Here is an 18,915-nt window from a genome sequence, read left to right as displayed (position 1 = left end):
GCGGAAGGTGCGAGATCCTCGAAAATGCTGGCGCATTTCCTTCGTGCGGTTGCTTATTCGAGGATGCTTATTCGAGGATGCTTATTCAAAGTCCTGCGGGAGTAGCGGGACAGGTGAGACCCCGCAGACGCGCAGCGTCGAGGAGGCTCACCGCCCGCCCCGCGGAAAGCGAGCAGCCTGGAGCGGAAATCAACGGACAACATTAATAGGCGAAAAACAACAATTTACACGAAAAGAGCTTTTTTTTAAAAAGATTATTATAAATAAGACAGGCATAATTTAGCATTCGTTTAAGCTGTGAAAACTTTGCAGTCAGTGTAAAAATGAAGGAATTGACGGATTCAGTCAGGATTTACAACTGTTTTCTTAAAGGGTATGATTTTTATAGAAAGATAATAGATTATGGGAGCGGAAAAATGAAAGAATTAACATTCAAATCTTACGACCAATTTCTCCAATTTAACGAGCATAAGGCGATGGAAAAAGCGGTCATGAAGGGACTTCAAGGAGATGAGCTGGAGAAATTCAAGCTTGAATTTCTGCAAAGAGCCAAAACCATGTGGAAAGAGTATGATTGTGATCTTTGGCTTCAAAAACACGGATATGTCATCATAAATGTCTGGAAAGACGGGAGCGGCAAAAGAAAAGTTACAAGAGGAAGGCCGAAAAAGCTAGATTCTGAAAAATATTTGCACACTGTTCATGTAAGGCTGGATGAGGAAACATATCGGCAGCTCACCAATCACTGCCAGGAGAATCAGATTGACGTATCTGAAGCTATTCGTGTTCTAATTAAAACACTATAGAAGCAAAAAATGGGGGATTCAACTTTTTGGTTTGAATCTTCTTTTAGTTTAAGTTCCCTTATTAAAGTGAAAATAAATTTAGACAATTACCGGAATTTACAATCTGCCTCTTTTCTTTTAATATTTTTTGTGATACATTAATTGTGTTAGTAAGTTGATAATCATTTTCAATAAACGAAAAAGCTATACATATCAAGGTTCTTTTTTTTGCTTTTTGATGATAATGATTATCATTATATTTAAAGTAGATTTAAAGATTTACTTCTACTCCTTTAATTGGAATAAAGGTCTTTTCAGTTGTTGAATTGATAATAAACATGTTATGAGGGTTATTAATGAGATTATGGATGTTAGGAATTGCAGCCATCGTTCTGTCTTTTATCTCACTGTTTATCGGTGCAATAGATATAACGCCTAAGGATCTGCTTAATTGGGAATCAGATGAAACACATATCTTCCTTATTAGCCGCATTCCACGGCTATTGGCGATTATATTAGCGGGGGCAGGGATGAGTATTGCCGGTTTAATTATGCAATCTTTAAGCCGAAATAAGTTTGTATCACCAACTACGGCTGGAACATTGGATGCAGCAAAGCTGGGTATTTTAATTTCCATGCTGTTTTTTACGAATGTAACCTATACACAGCAAGTTATTTTTAGTTTTGCCTTTGCTTTAGCAGGTACATTTCTTTTTATGCAGATCTTAGATCGTATAAAATTTAAAGATGTTATTTTTGTTCCATTAGTTGGAATTATGTATGGAAATATTTTATCTTCCATTACAACCTTCTTTGGATATGAAGCAGATCTTCTGCAAAATATATCTTCTTGGCTTATGGGAAGTTTCACTTTGATTATTGCTGGCCGTTATGAGCTTTTGTATGTTAGTATTCCGGCTATTATTTTAGCGTATCTATATGCGAATAAATTTACAGTAGCAGGAATGGGTGAAGATTTTGCGAGAAATCTAGGTTTAAGTTATAAGATGGTACTAAATATTGGCCTGATTCTTGTTGCGATTATTTCGACCACGGTTGTCCTTACTGTAGGGGTTATTCCATTTTTAGGTCTGATTGTGCCAAATATTGTATCTCTTTATTTGGGTGATAACTTGCGCAAAACGATTCCGCACACAGCGGTGTTAGGGGTTGTCTTCTTATTAATATGTGACATTCTAGGACGCATCATTATTCATCCATATGAAATTCCAGTTAATGTAACAGTGGCAGTGATTGGCAGTGCAATCTTCTTAACGATGCTGCTTAGGGGGAGAGCATATGCGAAATAGTACAAAACTGATAATATTAGCAGCTATTGCCATTGTGTTTGTTTTGCTATATGGCTTTTATGATATTAAAGGCGGCTTTGATTATGCTTTTCCAAAGCGTATGCTCCGAGTTACAGCGATGATTATAACAGGTATTGCGATTGCTTATTCCACAATTGTGTTCCAGACAATTACACATAATCGTATTTTAACACCTTCTATCATGGGCCTTGATTCTATGTATCAAGTAGTACAGACATTAATCTACTTCTTTGCAGGATCAATGTCAGTGTGGGTGTTAAATAAATACTTAAACTTTGGTGCAGCCATTTTTGCCATGGTCGTCTTTGCCTTGATTTTATATCGATTTTTATTCAGAGCTGATAAGCACCCAATATATTTTCTTCTATTAATAGGGATGATTATAGGAACACTCCTGGGAAGCTTTGTTACATTTCTGCAAGTATTGATTGATCCAGTCGAATATTTAAGCCTTCAAAGTCGTTTATTCGCGACCTTTACAAACGTAAAAGCGGAGTTATTATTTATTTCAATTGGCATCCTGTTCCTTGCATTCTTTTATGGATACCTTATTATGGATAAACTGGATGTTATGTCACTGGGCCGCGAAAATGCGATGAATCTAGGCATTAATTATGACGGTATGGTTATGAGAATTTTAATTTTATCGTCTGTTTTAATTGCCACATCTACAGCACTAGTTGGTCCAATTACATTCTTTGGATTAATCGTTGCAAACCTTTCTTATCAATATCTTGTGACGTATAAGCACTCTATTCATATATTGGGAGCCAGTTTAATCAGTATTATTGCATTGGTTGGCGGAAATTTCCTTGTGGAGCATATTTTTGAATTGCGTACAACATTAAGTGTCATTATTAATTTTATCGGTGGTATTTACTTTATTTATCTATTACTTAAGGAAAGTAGGGCAGCAGGATGATTGAAATCAAAGGATTAACAAAGCAATTTGGTAAAAAGCCTGTTGTAGAGGATGTTACGGTCACAATTGAGCCGGGAGCCATAACCTCTTTTATTGGACCGAATGGTGCTGGTAAATCAACACTTCTTTCTATGGTAAGCCGTTTATTGGAAGCAGATACAGGTGAAGTATTGCTCGATCAGAATAATGTGAGAAAGTGGAAGTCTTCGGACTTTGCAAAGAGAGTATCCATATTGAAACAAGCCAATTACCTTAATGTGAGATTAACGGTGCGTGAGCTTGTATCATTTGGGCGTTATCCCTATTCAAGAGGGCGTTTAACAGCTGAGGACGAAAATTTTGTTGATCAAGCCATTGAATACATGAATTTGGCTGATATGCAAGACAAATATTTAGATGAACTATCAGGTGGTCAAAAGCAACGGGCATTTATAGCAATGGTCATCGCGCAGGATACGGATTATATCCTGCTGGATGAGCCTTTAAATAACCTGGATATGAAGCATTCTGTTCAAATTATGAAAATTTTGCGCAAATTAGTTGATGAACTAGGAAAGACGGTTGTCATTGTTTTGCATGACATAAATTTTGCATCTGTTTATTCTGATCGCATTGTAGCGTTAAAAAATGGCAGGCTGATGAAAAATGGGCCGACCCATGAAATCATAAATTCTGATGTGCTTCGTGAAATCTATGATATGGATATTCCAATTCAAGAACAGAATGGCTGCAGGATCTGTGTCTATTTTAATTCGCATACATAAACATTGAAGTAATAAAAAACCCTGGAGAAATCTATCGTATTTCTTCAGGGATCAGCTTATTGCGTGTAAGATATTTGAAAAATTGGAAGATAATTTAAAAAAGTTCACAAAAAGTTATTGACTAATAAAGATTATTCGATAATAATTATCATCATAGTTGATAATGATAATCAATATCAATAAATAAATAATAAGGGAGAGTTAAGAAAGATGAAAAAACTATTTTTGGCGATGGTAGCAGCTATGGTATTATTGCTTGCCGCATGTGGATCTAACGAAGAAGCTTCAAAAGAAGAACCAACTGATAAAGCTGCAGCTGAAGGCCAATCTGAAGAAACGAGTGCAGCTGAAACAGAAGGAAGCCCTGCATATCCAATGACTGTTTCTCCGACGGTTGCTTCAACAGAAGGCAGTGAGGGTGGTACAACTAATTTTGAAGATGTAGAATTTGAAAAGATGCCAGAAAAAATTGCCGTATTCGATTATGGGTTCTTAGATACATTAGATGCTCTAGGTGTTGAAGGAATTGTTGGGGTTGCAAAAGATTCTACCCTGCCTGCTCACCTTGAAAAATACGCTTCTGATGAGTATAAAAGCGTTGGTGGATTAAAGGAACCTTTACTTGAAGATATCGCTGAAATGGATCCGGATGTTATCTTTATCTCTGGGCGTCAGTCAGCTTTCTATGAAGAATTAAAAGAAATCGCTCCTGTCGTGTTTGTTGGTACTTCTCAGGATGACTACTGGAACACATTCCAATCTTCTGTAGATCTAGCGGCGAAAATGTTTGGTAAAGAAGCGGAAGCCGAAGAATACACGGCAAAATTTGATTCAGCTTTAGAAGAAATCAAAGCTTTAGCTGGAAACTACGAAACCTCTTTAGTAACAATGTACAATGAAGGTAAATTATCTGGTTTTGCAGCAAATTCCCGTTTCGGCTACATTTATGACATTTATGGATTCAAGCCTGTAACAGAAGATATCGAGTCTTCTTCTCACGGTTCTAACTTCGGTTTTGAAGCCATCCTGGAATTTAATCCACAAGTGCTATTTGTAATTGACCGTACAGCAGCTGTTGGAGGCGACTCTAATATTGAAGATGATATGGAAAATGATATCATTAAGAAAACAGATGCTTTTAAAAATGAAAAAATCGTTTACTTAGATGGACCACTATGGTATCTAAGTGGAGGCGGTTTACAATCCGAGCTTGCTAAAATTGAAGAAGTTTTAGCTGAGTTGAAATAATTTATGAAAGGGGCTGTCCAGAATGTCAGTGAAAACTGACCCTTTGGCAGTCCCTTATTATTGAAATTTAATGATAGATTCCAAAGAAGAGAAAGAAAAAATAATCAATTTCTAATAAAGGGGCAGGAGAATGAAACAAATTAACAGATATATCGATTCAGTTTTTTATAGCCAGGATGATATTTTAGAGGAAGTTCTTCTTTCCATAAAAGAGAATGGTATGCGATCCATTTCTGTATCTCCTTCTACTGGTAAGCTTCTCACGCTGCTAGTATCGATGTCAGGGGCAAAAAATGTCCTTGAGATCGGGGCGCTTGGAGGATATAGCGGAATTTGTTTAGCCAGGGGATTCGATATGGCAGGAAAATTAACTTCACTTGAGCTGGTGGAGAGCTACGCAAATATAGCAAATAGTAATCTAGTTAAAGCTGGTTTTGGCAGTCAAGTATCATATTTAATCGGACCAGCTTTGCAAAGTCTCGAACAGCTTGTTAGCGATAATAGACAATTTGATTTTTTCTTTATCGATGCAGATAAAGAAAATTACGAAAACTATCTGAATTATTGCATCAGACTAGCGGAAAATGGAGCATTAATTGTTTGTGATAATGTACTGGCCAGAGGCACTGTAGCAGACGAGAGTGCTGAACCTGAACGTCATACTGAATTTATGAAAAAATTTAATGAAACAGTGGCCAGCCATCCTCAATTGGAATCTGTGCTTATTCCTATTGGTGATGGGCTGACTGTTTCAAAAGTAAAAAAATAAAAAAATATATTAACACAATACACAAAAAGCAGGATGCTTGCTAAATGCATTCTGCCTTTTATTGTTTAAACCTCATAGTAATGGAAAAGCAGATAAGCAATCCATCTGCAATGAGGGTTGTTTCTGATATTTGTAATCAGCCCTTTTACGATAGCAGGATTCAGGCTGCGCTCCTGCACATCCTGCTTTAGCAGGATGAGGGATTCTTTTTCAATCGAGTCTTCTAATTCCTCAATTTTTTGCTCCATAATTTCAATTATTTGTCCGTGAGTCATCTCTTCATGTCCCGTCTTCCTGAACATCTCGTATAGCTCATCGTTTATAAACGGGATAGTCGAATGCTTGGCAAGAAGTTCTGTCTTCTCCGCAAGTGATCGGCACAGAAGGTCCAGATCCAAAGGAACATTGAAAAATAAAAATAAATGAGAGTACACATGCATAAAGCCTTTGATGCAATAGATTAAATCGTATTTTGTATGCTGGACAGTCTTTCCGTATAACTGATCAAGCATGGAAAGGGTGATGTCATCGATTAATTGGTCAAAGTGACGCCCTTTTGATATCAGTTCTTCGTTGAATGTATGCGCCTGTTCTTTAATGAAAATTTTGGCGAAGTCTGAATGCTTTTGAAAGGAGTGGAATGTTGTGTAAAAAAACTTCACTAAAAGCTCTTCACCATTGTTATTCGGGTCTTTGACTATGTGGTCAATATCTGAAATGAATTGCTCCATAAAATGATCAATCAAAGCCATGATCAATTCATCTTTTGATTTGAATGATAAGTAGAAAGCTCCTTTGGATATACCGGAGTGCTCTGTGATCTGCTGTACAGAGGTAGCTTCAAATCCTTGCTTCGCAAAGAGTTCAAGTGCGCTTTCCATAATTAATTGCTTTTTGTTCATGTAATGGTGTCACTCCTTTTTGATTGACAAATGACCAATCAGTCATTATTATATGTAATTGAGTCTAACAAGTCAATTAAGGGTAGGTGCACAAGTGAAAGGTTTAGTGAATTTTGTCCTGCAGAATAAACTTGCAGTCTGGCTGTTAACAATTATTATCACGGTATCTGGCATCTATTCAGGTACACGAATGAATATGGAGACCATTCCGGATGTCTCAATTCCTTACTTAATGGTAATGGACGTATATCCGGGGGCGACTCCTGAAAAAGTGATGGAAGATGTGTCCATCCCAATTGAAAAAGCCGTAGAAGGCCTTGAAAATGTTAAATCAGTTTACTCAAATTCATATTCTAACATGTCAAATATCCAAGTGGAATATGAATATGGTATTGATATGGACGAAGCCAAGCGCGCTCTCCAATCAGCTCTTGATGCAGTGGAGCTTCCGGAAGGAGCACAGGAACCTTCCATCACGGCCATCAGCATGAATATGATGCCGGTTGCTGCACTGAGCGTAAGCAGTAAATCAGAGGATATTATTGAGTTAACCTCAACTGTAGAAGATATCATACTGCCAAAAATTGAGAAAATTGAGGGTGTAGCATCAGCGACCATCACTGGTCAGCATGTGGAAGAGGTGCAGCTCACATACAACGAAGAAAAACTGGCTGAGCTTGAGCTGACCGAAGATAAAGTAAAGGAAATGATCCAGGCGAGCAACATGGCTGTATCATTGGGACTTTACGAGTTTGAGGAAGGAGAGCAGGCTGTCGCAGTAGACGGCAAGTTCATGACCGAGGATGAATTAAAGAACATGCTCATCCCGGTAACACCAACCGCACAAAACCAGTCACCTTTTGTGAAGCTGAGTGACATTGCCGAGGTTGATACTGTCGGCAGAGTGCAATCCGTTTCCCGTACAAATGGTGATGATGCCATTGCGATCCAAATTGTGAAAGAACAGCAGGCAAACACCGTTGAAGTTGTCAACAGCGTCAAGGAATTAATCAAGGAAGAAAAAGAAAAGGTCGAGGGCCTTGTTATAGATCTTTCACTTGATCAGGGCAAGCCGATTGAAGAGTCTGTTTCAACCATGATTGAAAAAGCCGTGTTTGGCGGGCTGATTGCAGTCTTGATTATTTTGCTGTTCCTGCGTGATTTTAAATCCACGATTATCTCAATCGTATCTATTCCAGTTTCGATTTTCATGGCTTTGCTGCTGCTGAACTGGATGAATATTACCTTGAATATTATGACGCTTGGAGCCATCACGGTTGCTATCGGCCGTGTGATCGATGACTCTATCGTTGTGGTTGAAAATATTTACCGCCGCCTGCATTTAAAAGAAGAAAAACTAACAGGGCGGGCACTTATTCGTGAAGCTACGATAGAGATGTTCAAGCCAATTCTTTCCTCAACATTAGTAACGGTTGCCGTATTTGCACCGCTCATTTTTGTAGGAGGCATGGTCGGCGAGCTGTTTATGCCATTCGCTTTGACGATGACGTTTGCACTTGGCGCTTCACTCCTTGTGGCCATTACAATCGTTCCAGCGCTGTCTCACTTCCTGTTTAGAAAGAAATTGTACAGCGAAAAAACGGAAGGCAGCCATAAAGAAGCTGGAAAGCTATCAAAATGGTATAAAGGCATTCTTGAGAAGTCTCTTAATCATAAGATTATTACCTCCATCATTGCGGTTGTATTGCTGGCGGGAAGCTTAGCTCTGACACCAATGATCGGATTCAGCTTTATGGGCAGTGAAGAAGATAAAGTAATGTATCTAACTTACACGCCTGAAGCTGGAGAACTTAAAGATGAAACTTTAAAGAACGTTGAAGCAGTAGAAGAAGAGATGCTGAAGCGTGATGATATTGACATCGTTCAAATATCTGTAACCGAAGAAGCGGATCAAATGGCTGCCATGATGGGCGGAGGAGCAGGCGGAGCCTTAATGTACCTGATCTTTGACCCTGAAATGGATAATTTTCCTGAAGTCCGTAAAGAAATTGAAGATTATGTGTTTAATATCGGACAATCAGGTGAATGGAAGAGCCAGAACTTCTCATCTATGTCCGGTTCAACCAATGAAGTCAGCTACACATTCTACAGTGAAGATTTAGATAAACTGAATGACTCTGTCAAAATGGTAGAAGACGTAATGAAGGAAAATGAAGAATTGGAGGACGTTTCTTCAAGTGCAGAAGACGCCTTTGTTGAATATACCTTCAATGTTGAGCAGGATGAACTGCTGCAGTACGGTCTGACAGCCGGACAAATTGTCATGATGCTGAATCCGTCAAACACCAAGGATGTTCTGACAACGATTGAAAAAGACGGTGAGACGCTTGAAGTCATTGTCCAGCAGGAGCAGGCGGAACAGCCGAAATCCATTGATGATATCCTGGCAACACAGGTGCCGACAGCAATGGGTACAACTATGCCTCTTTCTGAGCTTGTCACAGTGAAAGAAGGTACAACTCATAATACGCTTGCCCGCAGTAAAGGCGAGTACTACGCAACTGTGTCAGGTACGGTAAAAGGTGATGACATCACAAAGGCTACTTCTAAAACAGATGAAGCAATTGATGAATTGGATCTGCCTAAGGGTGTAACAGTCGGAGTTGCGGGTGTTCAGGCAGATATGACCGAGACGTTCACACAGCTTGGCGCTGCGATGCTTGCAGCCATCGCGATTGTGTACTTCATTCTGGTCGTTACATTCCGTGAAGGAGTGGCGCCATTTGCGATTCTCTTCTCCCTTCCATTTGCCGTTATTGGTTCTTTCGTTGGCTTATTAATTGCCGGTGAAACCATTTCTGTATCGGTCATGATGGGACTATTAATGCTAATTGGTATTGTCGTAACCAATGCCATCGTTCTGGTTGACAGGATCATCCATATGGAACGTGACGGTCTGGTCATGAGGGAAGCGGTGCTGGAAGCGGGAGCAACCCGACTTCGCCCAATCCTGATGACAGCCATTGCTACAATTGGTGCATTAATTCCATTGGCTATCGGCTCTGGAGGCGGAGGGCTAATCTCTAAAGGTCTTGCCATTACCGTTATCGGGGGTCTGACAAGTTCGACGCTATTGACTCTTATCATTGTGCCAATCGTGTACGAAGTATTATCTAAAATGTTTAAGAAGAACCGCAGAGAAATCGAAGAAAACTAAAAGGAAGCCCTGCAGGATATAATAGTCTGCAGGGCTTTTCCGTCTTTTAAGGGGCTATAATTATTCTTTTCTGCGATTTTAGTTGGGATTAAATTTTTCATTGAATTTGGGCTGTCTTTTACTGCCAATATTTAATATTTTCATATCATGTGCGAGGATATCGGTCAATTTTCCTTTTTATCGGTCACCTCACCATGGATATCGGTCAGATTTTTATTTTATCGGTCACCTCACCATAGTTATCGGTCAGGTTCCTACTATATCGGTCACTTCGCGTTACATCAGCTTTCCAGCCAGATCATAGTGCAAACATTACTCAGACACTTAACAAAATCTTAAATACCCCTAATGAACTCCCTCTTTTCTTTTACAAGATCCACTCTTGCAAACAGAAGTGCATACATAATAGTAAAAATAAGATACGATACGCCAATAATCAGGCTAAGAGTCCTCGGAGCAAAAATCTCCAGCAGGAATCCTGCTGTGCCCATGGAGATAGCCAGTGAAAGGTTTGAAACCATCTGCATTAAACCAAAAAAGGTTCCCTGTTTGGATCGGGGTATAAATTTCATCATGACCGTGTCCAGGCATATGTTGCCAAGGCCGCCCGCAAAGGTGATCAGCACAACGGTGAAAAGTGCTGCATAAAAGCTTGGTGCGAGGCTTAATAAAATATGGCCAGTGCCTTCTAAAGCAATAAAGAGAATCGCGAGTATCAGGAGGCCCTTCTTGATGATATGAGAAAAAAATGAACTTAGAATGAGCCCAATCCCCAATGCGCCATACATAAACCCAACGCCCAATTCTCCCATATTAAAAACTTCCAGCCCATAAATGCTTACAAGAATATTGTCAATTCCATTGGCGAGCGGCATGGTCAGCATCATGATAAAAAAGGCAATCAGTGCAGAAGAGCCAAGAATAAGTCTCGCTGGTGAAACCGAAGCGGATGTTTTCGTTTTTTTCCTATTTTCCTCAGAAACAGCCGGAAAAACCATCCTTGAGATTAGATATGCCGATAACAGGAAGGTAAGACCGTTAAGCATGAAAGCAGCATTGTTTCCCAGAAAGTAGGCAAGGATTCCTCCGGTGCTTGAACCAATAATGAGGACGGCTCCGATCATGATTTGTTCAATCGCGTTCACATATATGAGTCTATCTGATTTTACAAGAGCAGGTATCGCAGACATCCTGGCCGGGGAGTAGATCGCTTCTCCCATTGAGATGAGGAATGCACTTGCGTAAACAATCCATAAATCCCCTGCTTCCCCTACGAAAAGCAGCCCCAGGACCGCAGGCACTCTCAACAAGTCTACTGTCACCAGAATGGTTTTTTTGGAAAAACGGTCTGCGAGCATTCCGCCTATTGGCGCAATAAAGAAAAAAGGTGCCATGCGAATGGCGAATAACAGCCCGATCGCCACTCCGGAACCTGTTACGTGGTATAGCAGGGCAAGCAGCGCTACCTGTGTGAATCGATTACCGATTCCATTAATGACGCCAGCCCAAAAGAGCTTTTGATAATTTTTTTCCTGTTTCCATACAGTCCAATTCGTCATTTTTTCCGCACCTCAGTGAGTGTTAATTCGATATATGTCTAATTTACTAACAAAAAAAATAATTAGATAATCATCTAATTAGATTATATTCGAATTAGTTTGTTTTCACAATCATAAATTTGACATTTCTTATAGAGATGAAACTTTTTCTTTTGGTTAAACGTAAAGATTATTAAGGAGGCGGGTTTGATGAAATTAATTTTCGAGGTTCTATTTCTGTTAATTGTTATCTATTACAGCTATCATTACATCATTTTAATAACGAAAATGAAGAAGAAAACAGCCCTTATTCCTTTTGACAAGACGGACCTGAAAACCGTAAGGAAATTCCCCCAGAAATCTGCAGATGCACCTGTTATCTCAAAAAATAAGCTGGGACTAACGATGTATGCTGTCATGCTGGTTTTTCTAATCGCTATGTTTATATTCGGAAAATATAATATGAAATTCAGCTGGACGTATCTCTATCTGCTGTTTATCCCTCTAATCAATGCCAGGGATCTGCTGAATGTATTTGCAGTCTATGATGACGGCTTTATAAGCGGAAGCAAGTTTATTCCATGGAATAAGCTGCAATCCTTCCATTTCAAAAAAATCGATCTGGATCATAAATACTATGGTTTTTCTCAAGAAGTAAATGAAGGCTTTGAACTTATTCTTAAAACAAAAATGGGCAGCCATAGCCTAGTTGTAACGGAAGAGGAAATGAAGGAAAGGCTGGCAAGTATTTTCGAAGAGTATGTGAAACCAGCATAGTGAAGTTTTAAATCGTCCTTTTGTTGGTATTTATATAATAAAACATCAGGAAAGGATCAAGAGAGATGAAAGAAATTACAGTAACTGTTGACTATGAAGGTTTAAAATATCAAACGAATATCCTTACAAATAAAGAAGCCGGCGACGAAGAAATTTTAAAGCAGGCAGAAGACCAGATCAGGAAACAGCTGAATAATTTAGAATAAAATTAACCCCCTTAATCAGAAAAGATAAGGGGGTTAATTGTGGGGTTAGTGCAGTTTTTGATTAAGTTTTTGCTGCAGCAATTCAATTTTATTCGGCAGGACAAATAAGTACTCTATTAAACTTTCTAAAAGCTCCATCAGCAGAGAAGCCATTTCCTGATCAATATCCTTTTCAAGATCAAGCATCTGGTAAAAAGCGCTGCCTGGCTGTGCCAGCTGGCTTAAAGACTGCAGAGGCCTTGCTAAATCAACATGCTCTGGCAGCTGTTCAAACTGCTTTGAAAGGTTTTGCCCCTTGACCTCCTCGCCGAGGAAGTTCTTCAGTATGCTTTCAAGTACCCGTTTGGACATCACGGCAGTAGCAACCGTATCTTTGGAGTAGCTGACATTTAAAGCCGATCGGTAGGCTCTTGTCAGGTCTCCCGGCACTTCCTTTATTTTCTCAAGCTGAGTCAGGAGCTCTTTCGCTGAATTGGGATCATAGATATAGAGAATAGTCTCGTCACTGGATTGTTCAGCTTGGTTAAGAATCATGATAAAAACGGATTCCTTTTTGCAGGCAGAACAACTTCCATGCGAAAGTATGCTGGACTTGCTTGTATGATTATAATTTGCCTTTATCGTAAAAAGGCTCGGTTTACTGCATTTAGGGCACTCGCATTGGACACTTGATGGTATCTTTTTGTAACCAAATTGACTATGAGAAATAATTTGTGCTGGCAACACTCTTCTCATTATCATTTCCCCCCGCTAGATTTCTGTTTTTCCATTCCATTACATTTAAGTATAACTTTGAAAATAATTCGGACAAACCTGAAAAATCTGGAATTTATTCAATCCAAATCCAGTATTGAAATGTGAGAGCTGCTGCCATTATCTATATGTACGCAAAAAAGGAGCTCATCCCTTTCTTGGGAAAAGCTCCAATTTCTTTATCCTTTATAAGGGTTATTGCGGTTCTCCCTTACGTTATTAAAATCATAAGCATCTCTGTAGCGGGTATCCACATCATCGTTGTAGGCAGAAACAGTACGGTCTGTATAGTCATCTGTTTTCGTCTCGTCAAGCTTTTCGCTAAGCGGACGGTTTGAGTCCAGGTTCTCATCTGTCCAAACACTGCTGCTGTTTCTGGTGTTATCCTTAAAAGCATTCGTTCCGCGGTCAAGCTCTCCGGGATTTAAAGGATCAGCGTTTGTATAGGTTGTCCTGTCTCCTTCTAGAACAGAACGGTTTGTATCTGTATAGCCGTCAGTAAAATCTGCGGACTTAGTCTCAGGGTCAACTAACACAAGGATTTTCCCTGATTTGACATCAGCTTCATAACGATGTGCTTCCTCTTCAGGAATGCCCATGCCGATAAGTGCTCCTGCTATACCGCCGGCTCCTGCGCCAACAGCAGCGCCTGTTAATGTAGCAGCGATTGGTCCTGCTGCCACAATCGGCCCGATTCCGGGAATCGCCAATGCGCCTACACCGGCCAGAAGACCTGTTAGTCCTCCCAGAATTCCGCCTGTTGCCGCTCCGGCAGCTAATCCTTCTTCCGTTTTTGTGCCTGTTTCTTCTGTAACGGCATCTACATCATCTTTATTTTTGCTGATTACGGAAATGTCTTCAGGACGGTATCCCTCCGCTCTTAACTTTTCAACCGCTTGTATAGCTTCCTGCTCTGTATCATATGCACCTACAATATGCTTGTTTGTTGCCATGTTCATCATCCTCCTTATAATTTATTGCTTATCTATTGGTGTACATACCTTTTTCATCACAGCCATAAACCGCGTGGATAAAATTACTAATAATTTACCCTTGACTAATAAGTGGCTTGACCTGTAACTGCATAATCGGTAGTTTAAAAATAGAATAGTCACAAGGAAGGTTGGTTCGCTTTGAATAAACTTTATTATGAAGACCCATATATCCAAACATTTGAAACGGAACTTGTATATCAGGCAGCAGATGACATGGAAAGGATATATGCCGTCCTGAAAGAAACGGCCTTTTATCCAACTGGCGGAGGACAGCCACATGATGAGGGAACACTAAATGGCGTAAAAGTAGTGGATGTCGACGAGGTGGATGGGGAAATCCGTCACTATATAGAAAGGGAGCTAGACCCGTCCAGGTCCAGTGTATCAGGAGAAATTGATTGGAACAGACGGTTTGACCATATGCAGCAGCATGCAGGACAGCATATATTATCGGCTGCCTTTGAAGAGCTTTACGGCTATAAAACGGTCAGCTTTCATTTAGGCAAAGAAACATTAACCATTGACCTGGAAATCAGTGAATTGCGGGTCCAGCATGCAGAGGAAGCGGAGAGGCTGGCAAATAGCATCATCCTTGAGAACCGTCAAATTGAAGCCAGGTGGGTGAGTGCGGAAGAAGCTTCCCAATTTCCCCTTCGCAAGCAGCTGTCTGTAAGTGAAGACATTCGGCTTGTGATGATTCCGGAATTTGATTATAACGGATGCGGCGGAACCCATCCATCTTCAACCGGCCAGGTTGCAGGCATTAAAGTATTAGACTGGGAACGCCAAAAAAAGAAAATCCGTGTGCAGTTTATCTGTGGGGGCCGGATCCTTGCGCAGCTTCAGACCAAACATGAGATTACCAAAAATCTTAGCCAGCTTCTTAATGCACCTGAAAAGGACTTGCCGTCAGCGGCCAGCCGTTTGATTGAAAATGGAAAGGACCTGGAGAAACAACTGGAAGCAGCAAAGGAAGCACTGTTAGCTTATGAAGCAAAAGAAATGTTCACAACAGGGAACGGAGAGTGGATCAGCAAAGTCTCTGAGGGACGCTCCATTCAGGAGCTGCAGAAACTGGCGCGCCTAATCGCCTCCCAATCTGAAAATGCAGTTGCTATCCTAATCAATGAAACCGCTGATAAGCTCCAATTTGTATGTGCCAGAGGAAAGGATTCCGGGCCTGATATGAAGAGCCTTTCCGCAGAACTTCTGCAGAAAATTAATGGCAAAGGCGGGGGGAACCCTCAATTTGCACAGGGTGGGGGAGACAAGCTTATGAGCGGGGAGGACCTCCTGCAGTATGCATTGAGACTTGCCGGGCAAAGCAGCACTGAAAACTAATTAAGTAAAATTTAAAAGGAACAGCTTTAATTGATAAAATATTTAGAAAAGTATTGAAAAGTGATTGTAATAGAGCCTCTGTTGTATTACAATTTTGGTACGGGCCATGCATTATAATGAATGTTTATGATAGCCTCATAAACGCCTCATATAATATCCGGTTCTGCAGGAGGCAAGTTCATGTACAGACAAAATACCGTCTATATCATCGGAGACAGCAAAACATCATTGAACAATCCGATTATGCAAAAATACAATGGCTTCTTTATAGGTCTTGTAATTGACAGGGACACAGATGAAATTGTAGATGCAGAATGCTCATCTACCATTAACTTAACCTCATTATTTATTAAATCTATATTTGTCGGCAAATCCATACTGGAAGCAGACAAGGTAATGGAAGAAATCGAAAGCCGCTACTTCGGCTCCTCGCAAAAGGCGCTAATGGTTGCCTTTAAAAATGCCCATATAAAATATACACAAATTATGAATAAGTAAAGCTGCTTTTTCTGTTTTCCGCAGATGAAATCCAGCTATCAGAGAAGAGCATTATTTTCTCCGATAGCTGGATTTTTTGCATTCTGCCTGTATAAGGCAGATTGGAGGTAAATTTTACAGAAAATATCAAATAATCTATAATATAAAACTATAACAATATAATATTTGGGGGATTCAAATGAAGCTTTATCTATCTGTTGATATGGAAGGAATAACGGGTTTGGCTGATCACACACATGTAGACTCTTCGAAGCACAATTATGAACGAAGCAGGGTAATCATGACTGATGAAGCAAATCATGTGGTAACAGCTGCCTTTGATGAGGGCTGCAGCGAGGTTATTGTAAATGACAGCCACTCGAAAATGAATAACCTGCTGATTGAAAGGATGCATCCTGAAACACAGCTGATTACGGGCGATGTGAAGCCATACTCAATGGTTCAGGGGCTTGACTCAACCTTTAGCGGTGCCATGTTTGTTGGTTATCATGCACGTGCTTCCATGAAGGGAGTGATGTCCCACTCTATGATATTCGGTGTTAGGCATATGTACATCAATGACCATGCCATTGGGGAAATGGGCTTTAATGCTTATGTGGCAGGTTATCATGGCGTACCGGTCCTTATGGTGGCCGGAGATGACCAGGCGGCTCTGGAAGCAGAAAAATTAATTCCGAATGTCACCACTGCGGTTGTAAAGGAGACGATATCCCGTTCAAGCGTGAAATCGCTGACACCTGCAAAAGCCGGACAGCTTTTAAGAGAAAAAGCAGCAGAGGCTCTTAGCAGGAAGGAACTTGTAGAACCGCTTGTTCCGCCAGAAAACCCTGTATTGAAAATTGAATTTGCCAACTATGGCCAGGCTGAGTGGGCTGCTTTAATGCCTGGTGCGGAGATAGAAGAGAATACAACCATTGTCCGCTATCAGGCTAAAGATATTCTTGAAGCATACCAGGCGATGCTGGTGATGACTGAGCTGGCCATGAGAACTACATTCTGTTAGGAAGTGTTAATGAATGACTGGATACATAATAAAACGCCTTATCGCAATGGTCGTCACACTTTGGTTCATTATCACTCTGACTTTTTTCTTAATGCATTCCATACCGGGGTCGCCTTTTAATGAAGAAAGAAATACAAGTGAAGCGGTCCAGCGGAATCTGGAAAAATTCTACCATTTGGATGAGCCGCTCTATGTCCAATATGGGATGTATTTGAAGTCCGTTGTGACATTCGACTTTGGGCCATCTATTAAAAAATCTTCCCAGACGGTTAATGAAATGCTCGGACGGGGTTTTCCGGTGTCTTTCGAACTGGGAATGGTCACATTGATCGTGGCAGTTTTTTCGGGAATTGCCCTCGGAATCATAGCTGCCCTCCGGCACAATGGCTTTATTGATTATTTAGCGATGACCATTGCTGTTCTGGGCATATCAGTGCCAAACTTTGTGCTTGCCACACTGTTAATTCAGCAGCTTGCTGTCAACCTGGCAATCCTGCCGGTGGCTACCTGGTCAAGTCCGAAGCATATGATCCTGCCGACTCTGGCGCTTGCGACCGGGCCCATGGCGATTATCGCCCGTCTGACACGTTCAAGCATGCTGGAGGTGCTGACTCAGGATTACATAAAAACAGCCAAAGCAAAAGGCTTATCACCGGTGAAAATTGTGTTTAAGCATGCACTGAGGAATGCCCTTCTGCCTGTCGTAACTGTACTGGGATCCTTGGCAGCGAGCATTTTGACAGGTACGTTTGTCATTGAAAAAATCTTTGCCATTCCTGGAATGGGAAAGTATTTTGTAGAAAGCATCAATACACGTGATTATCCCGTCATAATGGGAACCACCGTTTTTTACAGTTCAATATTGATTATTATGCTGTTCCTTGTGGACATTGCATACGGAATTTTAGACCCGAGAATTAAGCTGCACAAAAAGGAGGCGAGCTAATGGAACTGCGAAAACAGCATGATGACCGCAATCTTGCACCCGATATTCCGGATGATTGGTTTGTGCCTAAGGCCAAGGACCAGGATGCAGCGGAAGCAGTTGTAAGGCCGAGCCTTTCCTATTGGCAGGATGCATGGCGCCGGCTCTTGAAAAATAAGCTGGCAATGGCAGGTCTATTCTTTCTTATTGCTTTAGCCTTTATGTCTATTTTTGGACCGATGATTTCTCTGCATAGTGTATCTGAGCAGTCTCTGACCAATCAGAACCTTCCGCCATCATCGAAATATTGGTTCGGCACTGACGAGCTTGGCAGAGATGTATTCGCCAGAACATGGTATGGGGCAAGAATTTCCTTATTCGTGGGAATCGTTGCTGCCATGATTGATTTTGCAATCGGAGTCATCTATGGCGGTATCGCCGGCTATAAAGGCGGCAGAACAGATAATGCCATGATGAGGGTTGTGGAAATTCTATATGGACTTCCTTATTTGCTTGTTGTTATTTTAATCAGCGTCGTAATGGGACCAGGTTTATTCACGATTATATTTGCCCTTTCTGTGACGGGCTGGGTTGGGATGGCCCGGATTGTCCGCGGGCAGGTTCTGCAGATTAAGAACTATGAATTTGTACTGGCATCAAAGACTTTTGGGACAAAAACTTCGAGGATTATTAAGAAAAACCTGCTGCCGAATACAATGGGCCCTATTATTGTACAGATGACACTTACCGTTCCGTCAGCCATCTTTGCAGAGGCGTTCCTGAGCTTTCTGGGATTAGGCATTCAGCCTCCTTTTGCCAGCTGGGGATCCATGGCTAATGATGGGCTGTCTACAATCCTATCAGGTCACTGGTGGCGCCTGTTCTTCCCTGCCTTTTTCATCTCCCTGACCATGTTTTCATTTAATGTGCTCGGAGATGGATTGCAGGATGCCCTCGATCCGAAGTTAAGGAGGTAGCAG

The 18,915-nt window shown here is 40.8% G+C and carries 18 protein-coding genes; 14 read left to right on the top strand and 4 right to left on the bottom strand.

The window, feature by feature from the left end:
- The first annotated feature begins 416 nt into the window (after nucleotides 1-416).
- The 6 genes from ACEQ1T_RS21650 (at nucleotide 417) to ACEQ1T_RS21625 (ending at nucleotide 5,819) form a co-directional block, all read left to right on the top strand.
- Entirely contained in the window at nucleotides 417-806 is a 390-nt protein-coding gene (locus ACEQ1T_RS21650; protein WP_206845553.1) for a ribbon-helix-helix protein, CopG family, read from the top strand.
- Between the two features lie 335 nt (nucleotides 807-1,141).
- Nucleotides 1,142-2,095 carry an ABC transporter permease gene (locus ACEQ1T_RS21645; RefSeq protein ID WP_206845551.1) on the top strand — a complete coding sequence of 318 codons (954 nt, stop codon included), beginning with the start codon at nucleotides 1,142-1,144 and terminating at the stop codon, nucleotides 2,093-2,095.
- Complete coding sequence (locus ACEQ1T_RS21640) at nucleotides 2,085-3,038, top strand: iron chelate uptake ABC transporter family permease subunit (protein ID WP_206845549.1); 954 nt, start codon at nucleotides 2,085-2,087, stop codon at nucleotides 3,036-3,038. The genes ACEQ1T_RS21645 and ACEQ1T_RS21640 overlap by 11 nt, the downstream gene beginning before the upstream one ends.
- Nucleotides 3,035-3,802: an ABC transporter ATP-binding protein gene (locus tag ACEQ1T_RS21635; protein WP_206845547.1), complete on the top strand. Its 768-nt coding sequence runs from the start codon at nucleotides 3,035-3,037 to the stop codon at nucleotides 3,800-3,802. Before ACEQ1T_RS21640 ends, ACEQ1T_RS21635 begins: the two co-directional genes overlap by 4 nt.
- A gap of 210 nt (nucleotides 3,803-4,012) precedes the next feature.
- Nucleotides 4,013-5,050, top strand: coding sequence for a siderophore ABC transporter substrate-binding protein (locus ACEQ1T_RS21630; protein WP_206845546.1), 1,038 nt, complete (start codon nucleotides 4,013-4,015; stop codon nucleotides 5,048-5,050).
- A 130-nt stretch (nucleotides 5,051-5,180) separates the two neighbouring features.
- A complete protein-coding gene (locus tag ACEQ1T_RS21625) occupies nucleotides 5,181-5,819 on the top strand; it encodes an O-methyltransferase (RefSeq protein WP_206845545.1) in 639 nt (212 codons plus the stop codon).
- A gap of 65 nt (nucleotides 5,820-5,884) precedes the next feature.
- Here the strand turns inward: ACEQ1T_RS21625 and ACEQ1T_RS21620 are convergent, their stop codons facing one another.
- Nucleotides 5,885-6,721 (bottom strand): TetR/AcrR family transcriptional regulator, encoded by an 837-nt coding sequence (locus ACEQ1T_RS21620; RefSeq protein ID WP_206845544.1) that lies wholly within the window; start codon nucleotides 6,719-6,721, stop codon nucleotides 5,885-5,887.
- A 94-nt stretch (nucleotides 6,722-6,815) separates the two neighbouring features.
- On the opposite strand from ACEQ1T_RS21620, the gene ACEQ1T_RS21615 reads away from it, so the two are divergent.
- Nucleotides 6,816-9,899: an efflux RND transporter permease subunit gene (locus ACEQ1T_RS21615; RefSeq protein WP_370224696.1), complete on the top strand. Its 3,084-nt coding sequence runs from the start codon at nucleotides 6,816-6,818 to the stop codon at nucleotides 9,897-9,899.
- Nucleotides 9,900-10,234: 335 nt separating this feature from the next.
- On the opposite strand, the gene ACEQ1T_RS21610 is transcribed toward ACEQ1T_RS21615, so the two are convergent.
- Complete coding sequence (locus tag ACEQ1T_RS21610) at nucleotides 10,235-11,458, bottom strand: MFS transporter (protein WP_206845542.1); 1,224 nt, start codon at nucleotides 11,456-11,458, stop codon at nucleotides 10,235-10,237.
- A gap of 189 nt (nucleotides 11,459-11,647) precedes the next feature.
- Between ACEQ1T_RS21610 and ACEQ1T_RS21605 the strand changes: the two genes are divergently transcribed.
- Entirely contained in the window at nucleotides 11,648-12,214 is a 567-nt protein-coding gene (locus ACEQ1T_RS21605; protein WP_206845540.1) for a hypothetical protein, read from the top strand.
- 65 nt (nucleotides 12,215-12,279) lie between these two features.
- On the top strand, nucleotides 12,280-12,420 hold the full coding sequence (locus ACEQ1T_RS21600) for a BA3454 family stress response protein (protein ID WP_206845537.1): 141 nt from the start codon (nucleotides 12,280-12,282) through the stop codon (nucleotides 12,418-12,420).
- 45 nt (nucleotides 12,421-12,465) lie between these two features.
- Here the strand turns inward: ACEQ1T_RS21600 and ACEQ1T_RS21595 are convergent, their stop codons facing one another.
- Complete coding sequence (locus ACEQ1T_RS21595) at nucleotides 12,466-13,155, bottom strand: hypothetical protein (protein ID WP_206845535.1); 690 nt, start codon at nucleotides 13,153-13,155, stop codon at nucleotides 12,466-12,468.
- 197 nt (nucleotides 13,156-13,352) lie between these two features.
- A complete protein-coding gene (locus ACEQ1T_RS21590) occupies nucleotides 13,353-14,126 on the bottom strand; it encodes a general stress protein (protein WP_370224694.1) in 774 nt (257 codons plus the stop codon).
- Between the two features lie 180 nt (nucleotides 14,127-14,306).
- Here ACEQ1T_RS21590 and ACEQ1T_RS21585 point away from each other — a divergent pair, with 180 nt between their 5' ends.
- The 5 genes from ACEQ1T_RS21585 to ACEQ1T_RS21565 all read left to right on the top strand — a co-directional run bounded on the left by ACEQ1T_RS21585 (nucleotide 14,307) and on the right by ACEQ1T_RS21565 (nucleotide 18,912).
- The gene (locus tag ACEQ1T_RS21585; protein ID WP_370224693.1) at nucleotides 14,307-15,509 is read left to right on the top strand and encodes a DHHA1 domain-containing protein; all 1,203 of its coding nucleotides are present in this window, start codon (nucleotides 14,307-14,309) and stop codon (nucleotides 15,507-15,509) included.
- A gap of 180 nt (nucleotides 15,510-15,689) precedes the next feature.
- The gene (locus tag ACEQ1T_RS21580) at nucleotides 15,690-16,007 is read left to right on the top strand and encodes a DUF3870 domain-containing protein (RefSeq protein ID WP_206845526.1); all 318 of its coding nucleotides are present in this window, start codon (nucleotides 15,690-15,692) and stop codon (nucleotides 16,005-16,007) included.
- Nucleotides 16,008-16,185: 178 nt separating this feature from the next.
- The gene (locus tag ACEQ1T_RS21575) at nucleotides 16,186-17,010 is read left to right on the top strand and encodes a M55 family metallopeptidase (RefSeq protein WP_370224692.1); all 825 of its coding nucleotides are present in this window, start codon (nucleotides 16,186-16,188) and stop codon (nucleotides 17,008-17,010) included.
- A gap of 13 nt (nucleotides 17,011-17,023) precedes the next feature.
- Entirely contained in the window at nucleotides 17,024-17,956 is a 933-nt protein-coding gene (locus ACEQ1T_RS21570; protein ID WP_206845521.1) for an ABC transporter permease, read from the top strand.
- Nucleotides 17,956-18,912, top strand: coding sequence for an ABC transporter permease (locus ACEQ1T_RS21565; protein WP_206845519.1), 957 nt, complete (start codon nucleotides 17,956-17,958; stop codon nucleotides 18,910-18,912). Before ACEQ1T_RS21570 ends, ACEQ1T_RS21565 begins: the two co-directional genes overlap by 1 nt.
- Nucleotides 18,913-18,915: the final 3 nt, after the last annotated feature.

The organism is Cytobacillus sp., assembly GCF_964223445.1.
GTDB lineage: Bacteria > Bacillota > Bacilli > Bacillales > Cytobacillaceae > Cytobacillus.
This window is presented reverse-complemented; position numbering and strand designations above follow the sequence as displayed.